Origin of the sequence: Salmonella sp. SAL4457 (genome assembly GCF_046548235.1) — a bacterium.
Lineage (GTDB): Bacteria > Pseudomonadota > Gammaproteobacteria > Enterobacterales > Enterobacteriaceae > Salmonella > Salmonella enterica.
Genome location: NZ_JBGDZO010000001.1, coordinates 861,712 through 881,193, shown reverse-complemented (window position 1 = coordinate 881,193; position 19,482 = coordinate 861,712). Strand labels below are relative to the sequence as shown.

At 52.4% G+C, this 19,482-nt stretch carries 23 protein-coding genes; 10 read left to right on the top strand and 13 right to left on the bottom strand.

Features of this window, described 5'->3' with window-relative positions; translation table 11 throughout:
- Positions 1–248: 248 nt before the first annotated feature.
- Positions 249–596: a monothiol glutaredoxin 4 gene (grxD, locus tag ACLJNW_RS04530; RefSeq protein WP_000108176.1), complete on the top strand. Its 348-nt coding sequence runs from the start codon at positions 249–251 to the stop codon at positions 594–596.
- 77 nt (positions 597–673) lie between these two features.
- Here grxD and rnt read toward each other — a convergent pair whose 3' ends face one another.
- The 4 genes from rnt to ACLJNW_RS04510 form a co-directional block, all read right to left on the bottom strand.
- The gene (gene rnt, locus ACLJNW_RS04525) at positions 674–1,321 is read right to left on the bottom strand and encodes a ribonuclease T (protein ID WP_001282267.1); all 648 of its coding nucleotides are present in this window, start codon (positions 1,319–1,321) and stop codon (positions 674–676) included.
- 100 nt (positions 1,322–1,421) lie between these two features.
- Positions 1,422–1,829 (bottom strand): lactoylglutathione lyase, encoded by a 408-nt coding sequence (gene gloA, locus ACLJNW_RS04520; protein WP_001237787.1) that lies wholly within the window; start codon positions 1,827–1,829, stop codon positions 1,422–1,424.
- Between the two features lie 68 nt (positions 1,830–1,897).
- On the bottom strand, positions 1,898–2,995 hold the full coding sequence (locus ACLJNW_RS04515) for an alkene reductase (RefSeq protein ID WP_024154579.1): 1,098 nt from the start codon (positions 2,993–2,995) through the stop codon (positions 1,898–1,900).
- Positions 2,996–3,053: 58 nt separating this feature from the next.
- Positions 3,054–3,653, bottom strand: coding sequence for a TetR/AcrR family transcriptional regulator (locus ACLJNW_RS04510; protein ID WP_001041819.1), 600 nt, complete (start codon positions 3,651–3,653; stop codon positions 3,054–3,056).
- Positions 3,654–3,755: 102 nt separating this feature from the next.
- Here ACLJNW_RS04510 and ACLJNW_RS04505 point away from each other — a divergent pair, with 102 nt between their 5' ends.
- The 3 genes from ACLJNW_RS04505 to sodC2 all read left to right on the top strand — a co-directional run bounded on the left by ACLJNW_RS04505 (position 3,756) and on the right by sodC2 (position 5,543).
- Entirely contained in the window at positions 3,756–3,995 is a 240-nt protein-coding gene (locus ACLJNW_RS04505; protein WP_001519323.1) for a DUF1289 domain-containing protein, read from the top strand.
- Positions 3,996–4,045: 50 nt separating this feature from the next.
- The gene (locus ACLJNW_RS04500; RefSeq protein ID WP_000250717.1) at positions 4,046–4,942 is read left to right on the top strand and encodes an aldo/keto reductase family oxidoreductase; all 897 of its coding nucleotides are present in this window, start codon (positions 4,046–4,048) and stop codon (positions 4,940–4,942) included.
- A 79-nt stretch (positions 4,943–5,021) separates the two neighbouring features.
- Positions 5,022–5,543 (top strand): superoxide dismutase [Cu-Zn] SodC2, encoded by a 522-nt coding sequence (gene sodC2, locus ACLJNW_RS04495; protein ID WP_000826820.1) that lies wholly within the window; start codon positions 5,022–5,024, stop codon positions 5,541–5,543.
- Here the strand turns inward: sodC2 and ACLJNW_RS04490 are convergent.
- Genes ACLJNW_RS04490 through ACLJNW_RS04480 form a run of 3 tightly spaced genes read right to left on the bottom strand, consistent with a single transcriptional unit; the run spans position 5,519 to position 8,657 of the window.
- Positions 5,519–7,558, bottom strand: coding sequence for an FUSC family protein (locus tag ACLJNW_RS04490; protein ID WP_000777625.1), 2,040 nt, complete (start codon positions 7,556–7,558; stop codon positions 5,519–5,521). The two genes, sodC2 and ACLJNW_RS04490, sit on opposite strands and share 25 nt — an antisense overlap.
- Positions 7,558–8,418, bottom strand: a complete 861-nt coding sequence (locus tag ACLJNW_RS04485) for an HlyD family secretion protein (RefSeq protein WP_001531609.1) — start codon at positions 8,416–8,418, stop codon at positions 7,558–7,560. The genes ACLJNW_RS04490 and ACLJNW_RS04485 overlap by 1 nt, the downstream gene beginning before the upstream one ends.
- A gap of 2 nt (positions 8,419–8,420) precedes the next feature.
- A complete protein-coding gene (locus ACLJNW_RS04480) occupies positions 8,421–8,657 on the bottom strand; it encodes a DUF1656 domain-containing protein (protein WP_000649755.1) in 237 nt (78 codons plus the stop codon).
- Positions 8,658–8,851: 194 nt separating this feature from the next.
- Here ACLJNW_RS04480 and slyA point away from each other — a divergent pair, with 194 nt between their 5' ends.
- Complete coding sequence (gene slyA / locus ACLJNW_RS04475) at positions 8,852–9,292, top strand: transcriptional regulator SlyA (protein ID WP_000764553.1); 441 nt, start codon at positions 8,852–8,854, stop codon at positions 9,290–9,292.
- Positions 9,293–9,339: 47 nt separating this feature from the next.
- Here slyA and slyB read toward each other — a convergent pair whose 3' ends face one another.
- On the bottom strand, positions 9,340–9,807 hold the full coding sequence (gene slyB, locus ACLJNW_RS04470) for an outer membrane lipoprotein SlyB (protein WP_000597179.1): 468 nt from the start codon (positions 9,805–9,807) through the stop codon (positions 9,340–9,342).
- Positions 9,808–10,078: 271 nt separating this feature from the next.
- Between slyB and anmK the strand changes: the two genes are divergently transcribed.
- The 5 genes from anmK to pdxY all read left to right on the top strand — a co-directional run bounded on the left by anmK (position 10,079) and on the right by pdxY (position 14,653).
- Positions 10,079–11,200 (top strand): anhydro-N-acetylmuramic acid kinase, encoded by a 1,122-nt coding sequence (gene anmK, locus ACLJNW_RS04465; protein WP_000835011.1) that lies wholly within the window; start codon positions 10,079–10,081, stop codon positions 11,198–11,200.
- Positions 11,201–11,287: 87 nt separating this feature from the next.
- Positions 11,288–11,617 carry a C-type lysozyme inhibitor gene (gene mliC, locus ACLJNW_RS04460; RefSeq protein ID WP_001132086.1) on the top strand — a complete coding sequence of 110 codons (330 nt, stop codon included), beginning with the start codon at positions 11,288–11,290 and terminating at the stop codon, positions 11,615–11,617.
- 58 nt (positions 11,618–11,675) lie between these two features.
- Positions 11,676–12,332 carry a pyridoxamine 5'-phosphate oxidase gene (pdxH, locus tag ACLJNW_RS04455; RefSeq protein ID WP_001282334.1) on the top strand — a complete coding sequence of 219 codons (657 nt, stop codon included), beginning with the start codon at positions 11,676–11,678 and terminating at the stop codon, positions 12,330–12,332.
- Between the two features lie 126 nt (positions 12,333–12,458).
- Positions 12,459–13,733, top strand: a complete 1,275-nt coding sequence (gene tyrS / locus ACLJNW_RS04450) for a tyrosine--tRNA ligase (RefSeq protein ID WP_000168626.1) — start codon at positions 12,459–12,461, stop codon at positions 13,731–13,733.
- A gap of 59 nt (positions 13,734–13,792) precedes the next feature.
- Positions 13,793–14,653 (top strand): pyridoxal kinase PdxY, encoded by an 861-nt coding sequence (gene pdxY / locus ACLJNW_RS04445; protein WP_000789736.1) that lies wholly within the window; start codon positions 13,793–13,795, stop codon positions 14,651–14,653.
- 58 nt (positions 14,654–14,711) lie between these two features.
- Here pdxY and gstA read toward each other — a convergent pair whose 3' ends face one another.
- The 5 genes from gstA to rsxG all read right to left on the bottom strand — a co-directional run bounded on the left by gstA (position 14,712) and on the right by rsxG (position 19,479).
- A complete protein-coding gene (gene gstA / locus ACLJNW_RS04440) occupies positions 14,712–15,317 on the bottom strand; it encodes a glutathione transferase GstA (RefSeq protein WP_000765727.1) in 606 nt (201 codons plus the stop codon).
- A 104-nt stretch (positions 15,318–15,421) separates the two neighbouring features.
- Entirely contained in the window at positions 15,422–16,927 is a 1,506-nt protein-coding gene (gene dtpA / locus ACLJNW_RS04435) for a dipeptide/tripeptide permease DtpA (protein ID WP_000100911.1), read from the bottom strand.
- A gap of 601 nt (positions 16,928–17,528) precedes the next feature.
- On the bottom strand, positions 17,529–18,164 hold the full coding sequence (nth, locus tag ACLJNW_RS04430; protein WP_001030318.1) for an endonuclease III: 636 nt from the start codon (positions 18,162–18,164) through the stop codon (positions 17,529–17,531).
- Positions 18,164–18,856, bottom strand: coding sequence for an electron transport complex subunit E (locus ACLJNW_RS04425; RefSeq protein WP_001289628.1), 693 nt, complete (start codon positions 18,854–18,856; stop codon positions 18,164–18,166). The genes nth and ACLJNW_RS04425 overlap by 1 nt, the downstream gene beginning before the upstream one ends.
- Before the next feature lie 2 nt (positions 18,857–18,858).
- Entirely contained in the window at positions 18,859–19,479 is a 621-nt protein-coding gene (rsxG, locus tag ACLJNW_RS04420) for an electron transport complex subunit RsxG (RefSeq protein ID WP_000920822.1), read from the bottom strand.
- Positions 19,480–19,482: the final 3 nt, after the last annotated feature.

Below are 19,482 nucleotides of genomic sequence, written 5' to 3'. Positions count from 1 at the left end.
GGTAATTGCTTTTGGTTTCTGAAGCTGTGTTTCGTTAACAGATGTAAAAAAATAGCAATTAATGCTAAACACGAACGCGTTATCTACAAATCACTGCGCGGCAACCCGCTTAAAAGATATTTTGTATACAACTTATTCCCGCAGACGGTAAAATAATAAGGCATGATGAAAATGTTATTTTCCGTTGCCAGCCTGACCCGTTACAATGACAGGCTTCAGTCGTAAAAGTAGTTTAAGGAAGCGAGACAATGAGCACCACTATCGAAAAAATTCAGCGCCAGATCGCTGAAAACCCGATTCTCCTGTATATGAAAGGTTCACCGAAACTGCCAAGCTGTGGTTTCTCTGCGCAGGCCGTTCAGGCGCTTTCAGCCTGCGGGGAACGTTTTGCCTATGTTGATATCCTGCAAAACCCGGATATTCGCGCTGAATTACCGAAATACGCCAACTGGCCGACATTCCCACAACTGTGGGTGGACGGCGAGCTGGTCGGCGGGTGTGATATTGTGATTGAAATGTATCAGCGTGGTGAGTTGCAGCAGCTTATTAAAGAAACTGCGGCAAAATATAAAACTCAGGAGCCGGACGCAGAGTAATCTGTGCAAGGAGAAAGCGACCTGTAAAGGTCGCTTTTTTACCGCCATCGTGAGCAAGAGCGGCGTTGTTAGCCTCGTTATTTGTCCGTCGGCAAAGGTAACGGCCAGCCGCCCAGGCGCTTCCAGCGATTGACAATTTCACAAAACAGCACCGCTGTCCGCTCGGTATCATACAAAGCGGAGTGGGCCTTTTCACCGTCAAACTCCATACCTGCCGCCAGGCACGCTTTTGATAACACCGTTTGTCCCAGCGCCAGTCCGCTCAATGCCGCAGTATCAAAGGTGACGAACGGATGAAACGGGTTACGTTTCAGCGAGGCGCGCTCTGCGGCGGCCATCATAAAACTGTGATCAAAAGTGGCGTTATGCGCGACCATAATGGCGCGGCTACAACCGCTGTCTTTGATACCTTTACGCACCATTTTGAAAATAGCGTGTAGCGCCTCATATTCACTCACCGCGCCGCGTAGCGGGTTAGAGGGATCGATACCGTTAAACGCAAGCGCTTCCGGCTGTAAGTTGGCTCCAGCGAACGGCTCCACATGGAAATGCAGCGTCATGTCCGGCATCAGCCAGCCTTGTTCATCCATTTTCAGCGTGATGGCGGCGATTTCGAGCAGCGCATCGGTTTTAGCGTTAAATCCTGCAGTTTCAACGTCGATGACGACAGGATAAAAACCACGAAAACGGTCGCACAGACCGGAAAGTTGAGCGTTATCGGACATCTGAGTCTCTTAATACGAAAAAATGCAGCGCGTATTATGGCAAATTTTACGCCGGGATGCAGTAAAACAACGGGCGCAGTGACCTGCGCCCGGCGGGGGATCAGTTACCCAGACCGCGGCCTGCGTCTTTAGCTTCAATCAATTCGATTTTATAGCCATCCGGATCTTCAACGAAGGCGATGATGGTCGAACCGCCTTTTACCGGCCCCGCTTCACGGGTCACGTTACCGCCGTTCTGACGAATGCGTTCACAGGCTTCAGCAGCATTGTCAACGCTCAGCGCGATATGCCCATACGCATTGCCCATGTCGTAGCTCTCAACGCCCCAGTTATAGGTTAGTTCGATGACCGCTTCTTCCGTTTCCGGACCATATCCCACAAAGGCCAGCGAGTATTTGTATTCCGGATTCTCACTGGTACGCAGCAATTTCATGCCCAGAACGTTAGTGTAAAAAGCGATGGAACGCTGCAAATCGCCGACGCGCAGCATAGTATGCAATAAACGCATTTTCGTTGTCCTTAAAATAGTCAAGATATTCAAAGTATAGCGGCGATGTGCGGCCGCTATCAATGAAATTACAGAGTAGGGTAGTCAGTGTAGCCTTCCGCGCCGCCGCCATAAAAACTTTCGGGACGCTGTGGATTAAGTTCCGCTTTACGTTGCAGACGCGCTACCAGATCCGGGTTCGCGATGTAATCACGACCAAACGCCACGGCGTCAATCAGCCCTTTTTCGATCAGATCTTCCGCTTTTTCTGGCGTATAGGCGCCAGCGCCGATGATGGGACCGTGGAAACGCGCGCGCACTTTTTCACGGAACGCGTCGCTGTACGGTTCGCCGCCCGCCCAGTCTGGTTCAGACATATGCAGATAAGCGATGCCGCGTTTGCCTAACGCTTCAATCAGATAAAGGGCGTCAGCTTCTTCATTCGGGCCGTTATCGACATTCTGGAAAGTGCCGACAGGAGAAAGGCGGATGCCGATACGGTCCGCGCCCCATTCCTTAATGCCGGCATCAACCACCTCCAGCACCAGACGGGCGCGATTCTCTACGCTGCCGCCGTACCGATCGGTACGGTGATTAGAAGACGGTGAGAGGAACTGGTGCAGCAGATAACCGTGCGCGGAGTGCAGCTCCACCAGATCGAAGCCTGCCTCTCGGGCATTGGCGATAGCCTGGCGGAAATCGTTGACGATCCCGGGGATCTCATGAGTATCCAGCGCGCGCGGCGAGGAAGTTTCTACGCGGATGGCCTGGCCGTTTTCGTCACGCAAAGAGGTGCGGGTTCCCGCATTGATAGCGGATGGCGCGACGGGCGCTTGTCCGCCTGGTTGCAGGCTGGCGTGTGAAATACGGCCCGTATGCCACAGTTGCACCGCCATATGGCCGCCCTGAGCATGAACTCCCTGAGTGATTTTTTTCCAGGCGGCGATCTGCTCATCGCTGTGTAATCCCGGTGCGCCGGCATAGCCTTTCGCCTGTGCGGAGATTTGTGTGGCTTCGCTGATGATCAATCCGGCGCTGGCGCGTTGACGGTAATATTCCGCCATTAACGGCGTAGGAATGTCGCCCGGTTCAATACTCCGCAAACGCGTCAAAGGCGCCATAAATACGCGATTTGTCGCCGTGATGGCACCCACCTTGAGGGGGGTAAACAGTTTTGCTGATGACATAGTGGCTCCTGATATAAGTAGACCGGTCGTCTTGTAATAAAGGAAATAAAAACGCCTGTTATTGCTCAGGCGTTGCAATGATGGTCTTAACATGCGCCAACGCATTTTCCAGCGGCGCGGCGCTACGGGATATTTTGGCCTGCAAATTGGCGCCCAGCCACAGAGCATAAAGTACCTGCGCCTGTGGCAACGGCTGGCCGGTGAAATGTAAACAGTGGCTATTACGGCCCTCTTCCAGCGCGCGTGCAAGCAGTGCCATGATCTCCTGCGCCCCTTTATCCATCGTAGAGCGCATATCCTCCGACAGATCGCAGACCTCCGCTGACAGTTTCACCGTCAGGCAACCGCTAATGGCGCCTTGCTGGCAAAACTGCTTTAACGTTTCCTGATACCAGGCGAGAAGACGATCGCGATGATTACCGGGACCGGAGGTGAAGTGCGCCATAAGACGCTGATGATAGCAGGCGTAATGTCGCTCAAGCATGGCGACGCCGAAGGCTTCTTTCGAGCGAAAGTAGTGATAAAACGACCCTTTAGGCACCTGGGCGGTTTTGAGCAATTCGCTAAGCCCCATGCCGGTAAAACCCCGTTGCATACAAAGCTGCTCGCCGGTGGCCAGCAGATGTTCGCGGGTATCATGTTCGGTTTGCTTATTCATAGCAGGCAGTATAGTAGACCAGTCGGTCTACTGCAAGCAGAGTTGCCATAATGTCAGTTAGCGTCTTCAATAGTCATAAGCGTCAAACGTTGAGGAGGGGATGTGGCCGAGCAGTTGGAGTTTTTTCCTGTAGCAAGCCCATGTCGCGGTATCTGCCAGTCTGATGAGCGTGGCTTTTGTCGGGGCTGTATGCGCAGCCGCGACGAACGGTTTAACTGGCAAAAAATGAGCGATGTCGAGAAACAAAATGTACTGCGGCTTTGTCGCCAGCGTTTCTTGCGTAAAATACGCGCAAATAAGCCTCTCCCATCGGAAGATCCTCAACAACCTTCACTCTTTTAAACGCGGAATTGCGTATACTCAACCTCATTATTCTCTATGAGGAATCTGTTATGGTTCAGCGTGTCACCATCGCTCCACAAGGCCCGGAGTTTTCGCGTTTTGTCATGGGTTACTGGCGTTTGATGGACTGGAATATGTCCGCGCGTCAGTTAGTGAGTTTTATCGAAGAACATCTGGATTTGGGCGTCACTACCGTTGACCATGCGGACATTTATGGCGGTTATCAGTGCGAAGCGGCGTTTGGCGAGGCGCTAACGCTGGCGCCGCATTTGCGGGAAAAACTGCAAATCGTTACCAAATGCGGTATTGCGACCACTGCCAGAGCGGAAAATAAGCTCGGTCATTATATTACCGATCGCCGCCATATTATTCTGAGCGCCGAACAGTCATTAAAAAATCTGGCGACAGATTATCTGGATATGTTGTTAATTCACCGTCCCGATCCGTTAATGGATGCGGATGACGTCGCCGAGGCGTTTCAACATCTGCACCAAAGCGGCAAAGTGCGCCATTTTGGCGTTTCTAATTTTACGCCAGCACAATTTACGTTGCTGCAATCGCGCCTGCCTTTCACCCTGGCGACCAACCAGGTAGAGATCTCGCCGGTTCATCAGCCTTTGTTGCTGGACGGCACATTAGATCAATTACAGCAACTGCGTATTCGTCCGATGGCCTGGTCATGTCTTGGCGGCGGTCGGCTGTTTAATGATGAGGCTTATCAGCCGTTGCGCCAGGAACTTTCCGTTATCGCGCAAGAACTCAACGCCAGTTCTATTGAACAGGTGGTCTATGCCTGGATTTTACGTTTGCCGTCGCAACCGCTGCCGATTATTGGCTCGGGTAAAATCGAACGCGTACGCGCCGCATTAGAAGCGGAAACGCTGTCATTGACGCGTCAACAGTGGTTCCGAATCCGCAAGGCGGCACTGGGTTATGACGTGCCGTAATCGCCAACTCGTTGACTTTCCGTACATGTTTTCGCCAGTGGTTTACACTTAACAGGCGACCACATGTAACGGAGGTTTTATGAAGCGATTAAGTTTAGCGATGGTGACGCTGCTGGCCTGTGCGGGTGCGCAGGCCGCCAGCGAGAAAGTAGAGATGAATCTGGTGACGGCGCAAGGCGTAGGACAGTCTATCGGCACCGTCGTCATCGATGAAACCGAAGGCGGCTTAAAATTTACCCCACACCTTAAAGCGTTGCCGCCGGGCGAGCATGGTTTTCACATTCATGCCAACGGTAGCTGCCAGCCCGCGATTAAAGACGGCAAAGCGGTTGCCGCAGAAGCCGCTGGTGGTCATCTGGACCCACAAAATACCGGCAAGCATGAAGGGCCGGAAGGCCAGGGGCATCTGGGCGACCTCCCGGTGTTAGTCGTTAATAATGATGGTATCGCCACCGAACCGGTTACTGCGCCACGTCTGAAGTCTCTTGATGAAGTGAAAGATAAAGCGCTCATGATCCATGTGGGCGGCGATAACATGTCCGATCAGCCGAAACCGCTCGGCGGCGGCGGAATGCGTTACGCCTGCGGCGTCATTAAATAACCCGGAGACAGTGTTCCCTGCGCTGGAGCCTGTTCCAGCTGCGACAGCGAACAGTGTAAACGCCAGATAATCGCCGCCAGCTCATGCGCGGCGGGTTGATGATGATGTGCGAGCGTGTCGCAGATACGCTGTAATTCCTGTAGCGTGACGGCAAGCGGGCGTTGCTGCACGCCGCGCTCGCTCATCACATCGCGCAGCAGGGATATACAAATATCCCGCACCCGGGAAAGCGGATCGGAACGCGACTCCCAGGCGCGCAGCTGCCACACCACATGCGAGCAGTTCAGCAGCACCACTCCCCAACGTAATAACCACCGGCGCGCCAGCGCATCCTGACTATTGCTGAGCTGACTGACGTGATGATAGGTCAGCGATTCAAACTCGCTTTCGTTATGGGAAGGGTGACGGCTAAGCTGATCGACGAAATCCCGGCGTAGCGCGCGGATATGGCGGCGGCTTTTTACGGCATCGGAACCGGGGCGCAAAATCGCAAACGCCAGCCAGGAAATCGCGACGCCGACGATCTTGGCGGTATTATCGTTAAGGAAGTCGGCGAAGTCGTACACCGGTGGATTGGTCACGGCGATGAATGAGCCCATAAAAACGATAAGCTGCCCCCACAGTCCCGCCAGCTTAGGCATCTGCAGTTTAAGCAGTTGCATCGTGACGAACAGCGGAAAAAGGAAAAGCAAGAATTGCCACAGATCGGTGATTTGCACCATCAGGCCAAATTTCACCACGAAGCTGAATAAGGACAGCAGCACTAAAGTACGCATCAATAAGGAAAGCGACTTAAACGGCGTGGCGACGATGGAGTAGAGGACGCAACTGATCGCCGCCAGGGTTAATGCGCCGGGCCCGGATTCCCATTGCGCGCCAATACTCCAGGCGCCAATCACCGTGAGCGTGCAAAAGGTACGCACGCCGCTCCAGATGGCCTCTGCGTTATCCGTATGCCGCGCAAGGCCGGGAGTGCGGCGGATATGGATTTGATCCACCGGCGCGCCGCTTTCGATCAGATATAACTGACGGCTGCTGCGCAGATATAGCTGACAAAAATAGCGTAATCGCTGCCAGAACGCGAGGTGACGATAATCCTGTTCATCCTGCGGGCGTAGCGGCGCAATAATCCGCGCCACGGTGTAGCTGTCCGCGCGCGGTTTTGCCAACTCAGCTAAGAGTTGTTCAATGACTTCGCGGCTGTTTTCCGGCGGCGTCGGCCAATTTAAAAGCATTCTACGCAGACTGGAGATCACGCTGGTTAGCCGTAATTGCTGGTGTAACAATGCATTTAGCAATGCATTCTGGCGGCGAAAACGGTAGTGACTCCAGAAGGCCTGAATACGCAGCAGGTTCATGGTCAGGATTTGCCCAATGACCCCCTCATGCGCGGAGCGGATAGCGTCGGTAGTCTCCGGCTGCCACAGTAGACTGGCATGTTCCAGCAAGCGCGCATGCATGTTTTTCAACGCGGTGAGCAGGGCGGTACCATCCGATGTGCTGGGTAGGATCATCATCATCATGCCGCCACAGAGGATGCCGACGATAACTTCACATACACGTGCCTGGGCGATATCCCACAACTGCGTGATTTCTACAATATTAACCATCGGGAACGCGATGATCGCCGCCGTGTAGCCGGACAACTGGAAAGCATAAGCGGCATTATTGGTAAAATGCGCGCAGGCCCAGGTACAAAAACCGATCCAGGCGGCCATGCTAAATAAGAACAACCAGGGCTCATTCAGCGTATGGCCAGCAATAATTAACGCGGCGGTCGCGCCGAGTAAACTCCCGGCAATACGCCCCAGACTTTTACTGATTACGCCGCCTACGGTCGGAAAGCTCACCACTGCGGCCGAAGTCATCGCCCAGTAGGGCTCATCCAGATTGAGATAATAAGCGAATGTCAGCGCGAGACACATGGCAATGGTATTGCGCAACGCGTAACGCCACTGGCCGGAGGTCGCTTTAAACCAGGGCGTATTTCGCAGGGCCGGCAGGGAGAGTTTCATTACTGCTGTCCAATGGCTACGCTGCAGGTAGTGCCGGAGACGAGCGTGATATCCTGCGGCAAAGCGTCAAATTCGATACGTACCGGTACGCGTTGCGCCAGACGTACCCACGGTACGTTGGGTTTGATATCGGGCACTAAACCGGAGTCACTTTCCACGCTTTGATCGTAAATAGCGCGCCCGATACTGCCAACGTGACCCTGTAACTTAACATTGCCACTATACAGTGTTATTAATGCAGGCTCACCTTCGCGGATGTGGCGTAGTTTGGTTTCTTCGAAATATCCCATTACATAAAATGAATGGCTATCTACCAGGGCGAAAAGTGGCTTACCGGTGCTGGCATAATCACCGGTACGCGTGGAAAGGTTGGTCACCCAGCCGGATACCGGCGCTTTTACTTCCGTCTGGCTAAGCTGCCACTGCGCCTGTTTTAACGTCGCCAGTGCGACATCTACGCTGGCCTGCATCGCTTTAACATTCAGATTGGCGCTATCCAGATCTTCAGCAGAGATGTAGTTACGCGATAAATGTCGACGTCGATCGGCTTCATTATTCGCTTTTGCCAGATCGGACTGCGCTTTGGCCAACTGCGCCTGCGCGTTAAGTTCTGCAATATGGAAGGGCGTTTTATCAATGACAAAGAGAACGTCCCCGGCGTTGACGAACTGATTATCTTTGATATTGAGTTGGGTAATGCTGCCAGAAACCTGCGGCGTTACGCTGACCTGTTCCGCGCGGATTTTACCATCGCGCGTCCATGGCGATTGCATATAGTAATTCCATAGCCACCACGCGGCCAGAACGGCGACGACGGCGACAATGAGAGTAGAAAAATATTTTATTGTTTTTAACGACATATTTACCACGCGATCAGTAAAACGAGGCCCAGACATACGCAAAGCGTAAAGAGGGAGAGATCCATTAACAGGGGATGCCAGATTTCATCAGAGTATATCCGGTCACGCAGGAGTCGGTGAATAAACAACCAGATAACGAACCCAAGCGCAAAGGCTTTAAAGAATGGCGGAAAGTAAACAGATGCTCCCAACATGAGATCTTGTAAGGGCAATCCTGTGGCGTTGAGTATACACTTCACAAGCAATATTCCTTTGCGTCAGACATCGATGCTTTAGTTTTAGCCAAAACTGAAGCTACAGGTGCCAAGTGCGCACTATGTCTGAAAAAATGTCTATTGGTAAGCAAATTTAGCAATACATTTGTTTTGAGAATACAAATACTGCACACTATTCTAAAATCAGCATAATAACTTAGCAAGCTAATTATAAGGAGATGAAATTGGAATCGCCACTAGGTTCTGATCTGGCACGGTTGGTGCGCATTTGGCGTGCTCTGATTGACCATCGCCTCAAGCCTCTGGAATTGACGCAGACACATTGGGTCACGTTGCACAATATTCATCAATTGCCGCCTGACCAGTCGCAGATTCAATTGGCTAAAGCGATAGGCATTGAGCAGCCATCGCTGGTACGCACGTTGGATCAACTTGAAGATAAGGGGCTAATTTCGCGGCAAACCTGCGCCAGCGATCGTCGCGCTAAGCGGATTAAACTGACCGAAAAAGCGGAGCCGCTGATCGCTGAGATGGAAGAGGTCATTCATAAAACGCGCGGTGAAATTTTGGCTGGGATTTCTTCAGAGGAGATTGAGCTTCTGATTAAACTTATCGCCAAACTTGAACACAATATTATGGAATTGCACTCTCACGATTGAGGTGCAGGGGCATACGTGTGGCCATGTGACCACACGTAAAGCCTGGTTTAGCGTGGAGAGACGGTAACCTGGCTGCCGTTGCTGGCCAGCACGACACGCTGACCTGCCGAGAAACGCGTATTTCCTTGTTTCTGCACAACCATAATGGTGTTGCCATCGTCTTTACGAATTTCCAGTTCCACACCCTGGGTTTTATTCATTGCGCTCTGGACGCCCTGGCCCGCTACGCCGCCAGCCACCGCGCCTGCCGCGGTCGCCAGTGAACGACCCGTACCGCCGCCGATAGTGTTGCCGAGGAATCCGCCCAACACCGCGCCGCCGATAGCGCCAATCACGTTAGAATCATCACCGCCCTGAATTTGAACCGGACGAACGTTAACGATAGTACCGTACGTTACATTCTGAACTTGTTTAGCCTCGGATGCGGTATAAACATCACCCGAAAGGCTATCATTGTTAACACACCCCGCTAGGGATAACCCCATCAGTGAAACGGCCAGTACACGTTTAATCATTTACCCATCTCCTGTTCTTCACGAAACGCTATTTCAGCATCCCTATAGCTAAATTATATGGCATTTATGCAGTTAAGGTCATATCTTCTGCCGAAAGAATGTGAAAATCATAATCAGAAGTTAATTAACCAATCTTAAACGAAGTCGGAAGCAAGAAAAGATAGGTCATTGATATCCGTGGACGACACGGCAAAAAATGTGACGTGGGCATAGCATTACAAAATACGTTATGCCGAGTGTTAAGGCTTAACCCAGCTTAAAAGGAAGAGGTATGAAATCGGGCCGTTTTATTGGCGTTATGTCCGGAACCAGCCTTGATGGCGTGGATGTTGTACTGGCGGCAATTGATGAAACCATGGTTGCGCAACAGGCAAGTCTCACCTGGCCCATTCCCGTTCATCTGAAAAAAGGCATTCTCGATATTTGCCAGGGACAGCCGCTTACGCTCTCGCAACTCGGCCAGCTTGATACCCAGTTAGGCCGGCTTTTTGCACAGGCGGTTAATGCGCTGTTAGCGCAACAACGTTTGCAGCCGCGGGATATCGTCGCCATTGGTTGTCATGGGCAAACGGTCTGGCATGAACCGACCGGCGAGGCCCCGCATACGCTGCAAATTGGCGATAATAATCACATCGTCGCCCATACGGGGATTACAGTGGTCGGCGATTTTCGGCGGCGGGATATTGCGCTGGGCGGACAAGGCGCGCCGTTGGTGCCTGCTTTCCATCACGCGCTGTTGGGACATCCGACGGAAAAACGTATGGTCCTGAATATCGGCGGCATCGCCAATTTATCTCTGCTTTTCCCCGGACAGGCGGTGCGCGGGTACGACACGGGGCCGGGTAATATGTTGATGGATGCGTGGATTTGGCGACAATGCGCGCAGCCCTACGACAAAGACGCGGCATGGGCGAAAGAAGGTCAGGTTATTCTTCCATTGCTGCAAAAGATGTTGCGCGATCCGTACTTTGCTGCGTCGGCGCCCAAAAGTACAGGACGCGAATATTTCAACTATGGCTGGTTAGAGCGCCATCTTGCGGCTTTCCCTGGCGCAGACGCGCGCGATGTACAGGCCACGCTGGCGGAGCTGACGGCGGTCTCCATCGCCCAACAGGTGCTGCTCAACGGCGGCTGCGAGCGGCTGATGGTCTGTGGCGGCGGTGGCCGGAATCCGTTAGTGATGGCCCGTCTGGCGGCGCTGTTGCCAGGTATCGAGGTTTCGACCACCGATAAGGCGGGGATCAGCGGCGATGATATGGAAGCGCTGGCCTTTGCCTGGCTTGCCTGGCGAACGCTCGCGGGCCTGCCGGGAAATTTGCCTTCCGTGACGGGGGCTACAGAAGCCAGTGTTTTAGGCGCTATTTACCCGGCTAACCCAATAACTCAGAGTTAACTGAATTTTTCCCTGACCCTATATCGGTAAACTGGCAAGGTCAGGAAGGGGCGTTTGCCCTTCCAGAAGCAGGAGAGCTTTCGGGATATGCCTATGAAAAAGATCGCAATAATGTGTTTACCTGTGCTGCTGACCGGCTGTAGCGTTTATCAACAATTTGTTGAACGTATGCAAACGGATACGCTGGAATACCAGTGTGATGAGAAGCCGCTTACCGTTAAAGTCAATAACCCGCGTGAAGAGGTCAGTTTTGTTTATGACAATAAGCTGCTGACCCTGAAGCAAGGAATCTCGGCCTCGGGCGCGCGTTATACCGACGGGATTTATGTTTTCTGGTCGCAAGGCGAGAGCGCCACGGTCTATAAACGAGACAGAATTGTGCTTAATAACTGTCAGTTACAAAATCCGAAGCGTTGAGATTTTCAGTATGGGGGCGCACAATAGCGCCACCCACTGATTATTTCTGATCAACGCCATGTCTGATAACGACCAATTGCAGCAGATCGCGCATCTGCGCCGTGAATACACGAAAGGCGGCTTGCGTCGCCGCGATTTACCCGCTGAACCGTTAACCTTATTTGAGCGCTGGCTTGGGCAAGCGTGCGACGCGCGACTGGCCGATCCGACGGCAATGGTCGTGGCGACCGTAGATGACAAGGGGCAACCGTACCAGCGTATTGTATTGCTCAAGCATTATGATGAAAAAGGCCTGGTCTTTTATACCAACCTGGGAAGCCGCAAGGCGCATCAAATTGAGCACAATCCGCGTATCAGCCTGTTATTTCCCTGGCATATGCTTGAACGCCAGGTGATGGTGACAGGCAAAGCCGAGCGTCTCTCCACTCTTGAGGTGGTGAGGTATTTCCACAGCCGTCCGCGCGACAGCCAGATCGGCGCATGGGTCTCTAAACAATCCAGCCGCATTTCCGCGCGCGGTATCCTCGAAAGCAAATTCCTGGAGCTTAAGCAGAAGTTTCAACAGGGCGAAGTGCCGCTACCCAGCTTCTGGGGCGGTTTTCGCGTGAGTATTGAACAGATGGAGTTCTGGCAGGGCGGCGAACATCGTCTGCACGATCGCTTTTTATACCAACGCGACGACGGCGCATGGAAAATCGACCGTCTTGCGCCCTAAAGATGCAAAAATCTTGTTTTAAGCACTGGTGCGGATGAATCCGCCGTTTTATGCTATGTCTCTTTCGCGTCTGGCGAAAAGTCGTGTACCGGCAAAGGTGCAGTCGTTTTATACATGGAGATTTTGATGGCAAGCAGTAACTTGATTAAACAATTGCAAGAGCGGGGGCTGGTAGCCCAGGTGACGGACGAAGACGCGTTGGCAGAGCGACTGGCGCAAGGCCCGATCGCGCTCTATTGCGGCTTCGATCCTACCGCTGACAGCTTGCATTTGGGGCATCTGGTTCCATTGTTATGCCTGAAACGCTTCCAGCAGGCAGGGCACAAACCTGTTGCGCTGGTAGGCGGCGCGACCGGTCTGATTGGCGACCCGAGCTTCAAAGCCGCCGAGCGTAAACTGAACACTGAAGAGACCGTTCAGGAGTGGGTGGCGAAAATTCGTAAACAGGTTGCCCCATTCCTGGACTTTGATTGCGGCGAAAACTCCGCCATCGCGGCCAATAACTATGACTGGTTCGGCAGCATGAATGTGCTGACTTTCCTGCGCGATATCGGTAAACATTTTTCCGTTAATCAGATGATCAACAAAGAAGCGGTGAAGCAGCGTCTGAACCGTGACGATCAGGGTATCTCTTTCACGGAGTTCTCTTATAACCTGCTACAGGGGTACGACTTCGCTTGTCTGAATAAACTGCACGGCGTTGCCTTACAGATTGGCGGTTCTGACCAGTGGGGGAACATCACTTCCGGTATCGACCTGACCCGTCGCCTGCACCAGAATCAGGTATTTGGTTTGACCGTTCCACTGATCACCAAAGCTGACGGCACGAAATTCGGTAAAACCGAAGGCGGCGCTGTCTGGCTGGATCCGAAGAAAACCAGTCCGTACAAATTCTACCAGTTCTGGATTAACACCGCAGATGCCGATGTTTATCGCTTCCTGAAATTCTTCACTTTTATGGACATTGAAGAGATCAATGCCCTGGAAGAAGAAGATAAAAACAGCGGTAAAGCGCCGCGCGCGCAGTATGTGCTGGCCGAGCAGGTGACGCGCCTGGTTCATGGTGAAGAGGGGCTGGTCGCGGCGAAACGGATCACTGAATGCCTGTTCAGCGGTTCACTGAGCGCGCTGAGCGAAGCTGACTTTGAGCAGTTGGCGCAAGACGGCGTACCGATGGTTGAAATGGAAAAAGGCGCCGACCTGATGCAAGCGCTGGTAGACGCCGAACTCCAGCCGTCGCGTGGTCAGGCGCGTAAGACTATCGCCTCCAACGCTGTCACTATCAATGGTGAAAAACAATCCGATCCTGAATACATCTTTAACGATGAGGACCGTCTGTTTGGCCGCTACACCTTATTACGTCGCGGCAAAAAGAACTATTGTCTGATTTGCTGGAAATAAGGCATTAAGTAACAGGGAGTGAGAAATCACTCCCTTATTTTTGATGTTCAGGTAAAAAAATGAAGAATATCCTCGCTATCCAGTCCCATGTTGTTTTCGGACATGCGGGCAACAGCGCCGCCGAATTTCCCATGCGCCGTCTTGGCGCGAATGTTTGGCCGCTGAATACCGTTCAGTTTTCTAACCACACGCAATATGGTAAATGGACCGGCTGTGTCATGCCGCCCAGCCATCTGACTGAGATTGTCCAGGGGATTGCGGACATTGGCCAGTTAGCGCACTGCGACGCCGTACTTAGCGGTTACCTGGGATCTGCCGAGCAGGGAGAACACATTCTCGGTATTGTGCGCCAGGTTAAAGCGGCAAATCCGCAGGCAAAATATTTCTGCGACCCCGTGATGGGGCATCCGGAAAAGGGCTGTATCGTGGCGCCTGGCGTCGCAGAGTTCCATGTGCGTTATGCGCTACCCGCCAGCGATATTATCGCGCCTAACCTGATTGAACTGGAAATTCTCAGCAAACATAGCGTGAATAATGTGAATGACGCCGTGCAGGCGGCGCGAGAACTGATTGCTCAGGGGCCAGAAATTGTACTGGTAAAACATCTCGCCCGCGCCGGTTACAGTTCAGAACGCTTTGAAATGCTGCTGGTGACAGCGCAGGAAGCCTGGCATATTAGCCGTCCGCTGGTGGATTTCGGCTCACGTCAGCCGGTTGGCGTTGGCGATGTCACCAGTGGTTTATTGCTGGTCAAACTTTTGCAGGGCGCGACGTTGCAGCAGGCGCTGGAGCACGTTACGGCGGCAGTCTATGAGATTATGATCGCCACCAAAACGATGCAGGAGTACGAACTGCAGGTCGTGGCGGCCCAGGACAGGATCGCTAACCCTGAACATTACTTCAGCGCAACGCGGCTGTAATTATTGCTGCTAAAAAGAGGCCGGATGGCGGTACAGCGAGCTATCCGGCAACATGACATTAATTCAGTCCTTCCGCTTTAAGCGCTGCCGCAACGGTCGGTCTTTTTGCGACACGCTGCATATAACTTTCAATATGCGTTAACCCGTCCATATTCAGTTTTACGCCATAGGCCCAACGCAATACGGTAAACAGATAAGCGTCTGCAATGGTAAAACGCTGGCCGCAAATCCACTGGTCGTCTGAAAGCGACTCATCCACGTACTGCAATTTCTTTTCCAGACCGGCGCGAACGGCGGGTTTGAGTGTTTCCGGCGTGTCAGGGCGGAACAGCGGGGTAAAGCCTTTATGCAGTTCCGTTGCAATATAGTTGAGCCATTCCAGCGTATGATAGCGAGCAAGACTACTTACCGGCGCCAGAAGCTGGCGGTCGGGAACGCTGTCGGCGAGGTACTGCATAATGGCGACGCCTTCAGTCAACAGTGTGCCGTCATCCAGCAGCAGAGCCGGAACCTGTCCTTTAGGGTTGACTGCCAGGTAATCATCACCGTTTTCCAGGCGTTTTTTTGCGAGATCGACGCCATCAAGCGTAAAGTCTTTGCCAATTTCGCGCAGGGTAATATGGGAAGCAAGAGAGCAGGCACCCGGTTTGTAGAACAGTTTCATCGGTAACTCCTTTTTGCTGAGGTTTAAAGTATGGTAGTGCGGGGACGAGCAAAAAAAAAGCCGCTAACGCACAGTTAGCGGCCTGAATGTTGTTTCCCGGAAAATTAAACTGTAGCGGCTTTAGAGCCTTTTTCAGCGGTATCATCGTCCTGGGTCATACGGTTCAGCTTAGGCGCTGTCAGCAGCATCAGGACGGCGATAACGGCGGTTGCTATGCCAATCTGCATAAATACGCGACCATAGACTTCCAGGGACATCAGTGGGTCAGTCACGTCGCTCGGCACAGCCATCAGGTTGGCGACATAACCGCCGATGATGTTAGCGCCTGCCGTTGTCAGGAACCAGCTACCCATGATGAAACCCATCAGACGCTGCGGAACCAACTGTGCGACCATTGCCAGGCCCAGACCGGAGATCATCAGCTCACCGATACTTTGCAGGCCGTAGCTTGCGATCAGCCAGTTTACGGATACGATGCCGGCATCGTTCGCAAATTTGGCGCCCAGCGGCAGAATCAGGAACGCGCCGGAACACAGCACCATACCAATGGCGAATTTCATCGGCATCGGCAGCGTATCGCCCATCCTGTTATAGATAGCGGCCAGAATCGGGCTGCCGATAATGATCCAGAATGGGTTCAGCGCCTGATACTGTTCCGGTTCGAACGCGATACCGAGAATAGAGTGCTCGACGTTACGAATGGCAAAGAAGTTCAGCGACGTCGGCATCTGGCTGTACAGTACGAAGAAGATAATCGCCTGCAGCATCAAAATAAAGGCGACGATCATTTTACGGCGAGCCGCGCCGTGCATGGAAAACGCTTCTTTACCGAAGATAATGACGATGCCAAGAGCGATTACGCCCAGCACCATACGCGCGATATCCTGGTTGTGCAGCAGCCAGGTGGCGACCGCAATCAGAACGACAATACCCACGATGGTCAGCAGCAGATTACGGAAGTTGATCGGTTCAAAGTCGGGTTTGGAACCGTAGCTTTTCACCCAGCGCTGGCAGAAAGCAAAGTTAACGACGGTTATCAGCATACCGACGACGCTAAGCGCAAACGCGGTGCTCCAGCCATAACGCGCCGCCAGCCACGGCGTCGCCAGCATAGAGAAGAAGGAGCCGATGTTGACGGACATATAATACATCGTAAATGCGCCGTCGAGACGCGGATCATCCTTCGCGTAACAGGTAGACAGCAGGGAAGACGGGTTAGCTTTAAACAGACCGTTACCCACAGCGATAGCCGCCATGCCCATATAGACGATGCCAGCGTCATGACCAGACCATGCGACCAGCGCATAACCGATAGCCAGCACCACGGCACCCAACATAATAACGCGTTTGGTGCCCAGAATTTTATCACCTAACCAACCGCCAATGGCGACCAGGCCGTACACCAGCGCACTGAAGGAAGAGAAAAGGGTGATGGAATCCGCTTCTGACATACCCAGTTGTTTTACCAGGTAGACGGCCATAATGCCTTGCAGGCCGTAATAACCAAAACGCTCCCATAACTCTATCGAGAAGATGAGATAGAACGCCTTCGGTTGTTTGAAAGCGTTCAAACTGACGCTTTCAGTTGGTTTTTTGTTTGCAGTAGACACTTTTACCTCTTTTTTACGCCCCGTATTAACAGGGATTGTCTGGCGCGTGATGAGTCAGACTCATCCGTCCGATTGTTATATTGGAGGGGAAACGGCAGGTAATGTTCACTATCTTTCCTCTCCAGACAAGAGCTTTGTAATAATCTGTTACATATAACTCTTCTGGTTGAATCGTCCGATGTCAGAAATGTTATCCAGCGTTAAATTTCTTCATTTGAAGAATGGCAGATTTTTACACTGCAAAAAGGCCATTAGTTTGGGTGAAAGGCGATATCTTCTGCTATTTAAGGTGAAAAGCAGTGATATAGGCCATTATCTGAAAAAATGGCAGAGTAATGTTTTGTAGTGAAAACGGGGCGTCAGTCTATCCGGTTGTAAATGTAACCTTAGATGTCATTAAATTTCACATGAAGTTATCAAAGTGATCCTGATCACGGATAGATAGAAATTTTTGCGATTAAAAAAATGATTAACCTGACGTGGAGGGAAAACGAAAGCACATTACATCAGAAAAAGGACAGAGACTGGAATGATTGATGGCTAAAATAGATCCAGGCCGAAGGTGGGAGCGCGCTGGCGTGACGGACGCACTCCGACCATATCAAATATCGACTTTTTCTTTGTATTCGCAAAGATCTTCAATGAGGCAGGAGCCGCAGCGGGGTTTTCGGGCGATACAGGTATAGCGGCCATGCAAAATTAACCAGTGATGGCAGTCCACTTTGAACTCATTCGGCACCACTTTCAGCAACTTCTCTTCTACCTGCTCGACATTTTTACCCGGCGCGAACTGTGTTCGGTTGCATACACGAAATATATGCGTATCAACGGCGATGGTCGGCCAGCCGAAGGCGGTATTTAGTACTACGTTAGCGGTTTTACGCCCCACGCCGGGAAGCGCTTCCAGCGCCGCCCGATCCTCCGGCACTTCGCCATTATGCTTGTCCAGTAAAATACGGCAGGTCTTAATCACGTTTTCCGCTTTACTGTTAAATAAACCGATGGTTTTGATATAGGATTTCACGCCTTCTACGCCCAGTTCCAGCATCGCGGCTGGCGTATTGGCGACCGGGTAAAGTTTGGCGGTAGCCTTGTTCACGCTGACGTCGGTTGCCTGCGCGGAAAGCAACACGGCAATCAGCAACTCAAACGGCGACGTGAAATTGAGTTCCGTTGTGGGGTGCGGATTGTTGTCGCGCAGGCGCGTCAGAATTTCCAGCCTTTTTGCTTTGTTCATCAGACTTTCCCTGTTTCACCTGCCGGAACAGCGGAAGGCGCGGTTTCGGCGCGGCGTTTCTTCATTTTTTCATCAATAAGATATTTTACCGCCAGCATGAGCCCCAGGCCGATAAACGCGCCTGGCGGCAGCATCGCCAGCAGGAAAGGCGAGTCGGTGTGAAATATCTCGACCCGTAATACTTTTGCCCAGCCTCCCAGCAGGCTATCCGCGCCATCGAAAAGCGTACCATTCCCGAGGATCTCGCGCAGCGAACCCAGCACGAACATCGCGCCTGTCGCGCCCATGCCGATGGAAAAACCGTCCAACGCGGAAAGCCACGGTCCTTTTTTCGCGGCAAACGCTTCGGCGCGACCAACAACAATGCAGTTCGTTACAATCAGAGGAATAAAAATCCCTAAAGACTGATACAAACCGAACGCATACGCATTGATCAGCATCTGTACTGCGCTTACCACCGAGGCAATGATCATGACGTAAATCGGGATACGGATTTCTGCCGGCGTCCAGCGACGTAGTGCGGACACCGTAAGGTTGGTCAGCGTTAATACCAGCGTTGTGGCCAGACCCAGCCCCAGAGCGTTGGTTGCCGTAGACGTCACCGCCAGTAAAGGGCACAGGCCAAGTAGCTGCACCAGAGCAGAGTTATTTTTCCATAACCCCTGAACAACAATGTCTTTTATTTCGCTCATGGTTATTCTCCACAGGCGGTTAAATGGGGGAGCTGAGCGGGCAGTGATTCGGCGTACAGCCCGGCGCGTTTAACCGCATTCACCACGGCGCGCGGCGTTATTGTCGCCCCGGTAAATTGATCAAAATCACCGCCATCCTTTTTCACCGCCCAGTGCGTATCATTTTCACCGCTGATGGTTTTACCGCTAAAGTGGGTAATCCAGTCAGACAAACGGCGCTCAATTTTATCACCTAACCCTGGCGTCTCATGATGTTCCGTCACACGCGTCCCCAGGACGGTACCGTTGAAATCTGCGCCAACAATAAGCTGGATAGCGCCGGAATAGCCATCTGGCGCGGTGGCCTCAATGATGGCCGCTACGGGTTTATCATCCTTGCGAGCGATAAAAACACGGTGTGTGCCTTTGCCGAGGGCGGGCGCATCGACCAGATAACAGCTCTCTTGCAGATTATTATTGTAACGATCTGGCGGCAATACCTGATCGAACAGGGCATGTTGTTGTTGCAGCGCTTGTTCGTGGATGGTTGATTTTGTCATCTGATTAATCACCGCGGTCAATCCCGTAGAGCCTGCGGCAAAAAGCGCCAGCGTAATACCGTGTTTACGAATCGTTTTCAGCATGGT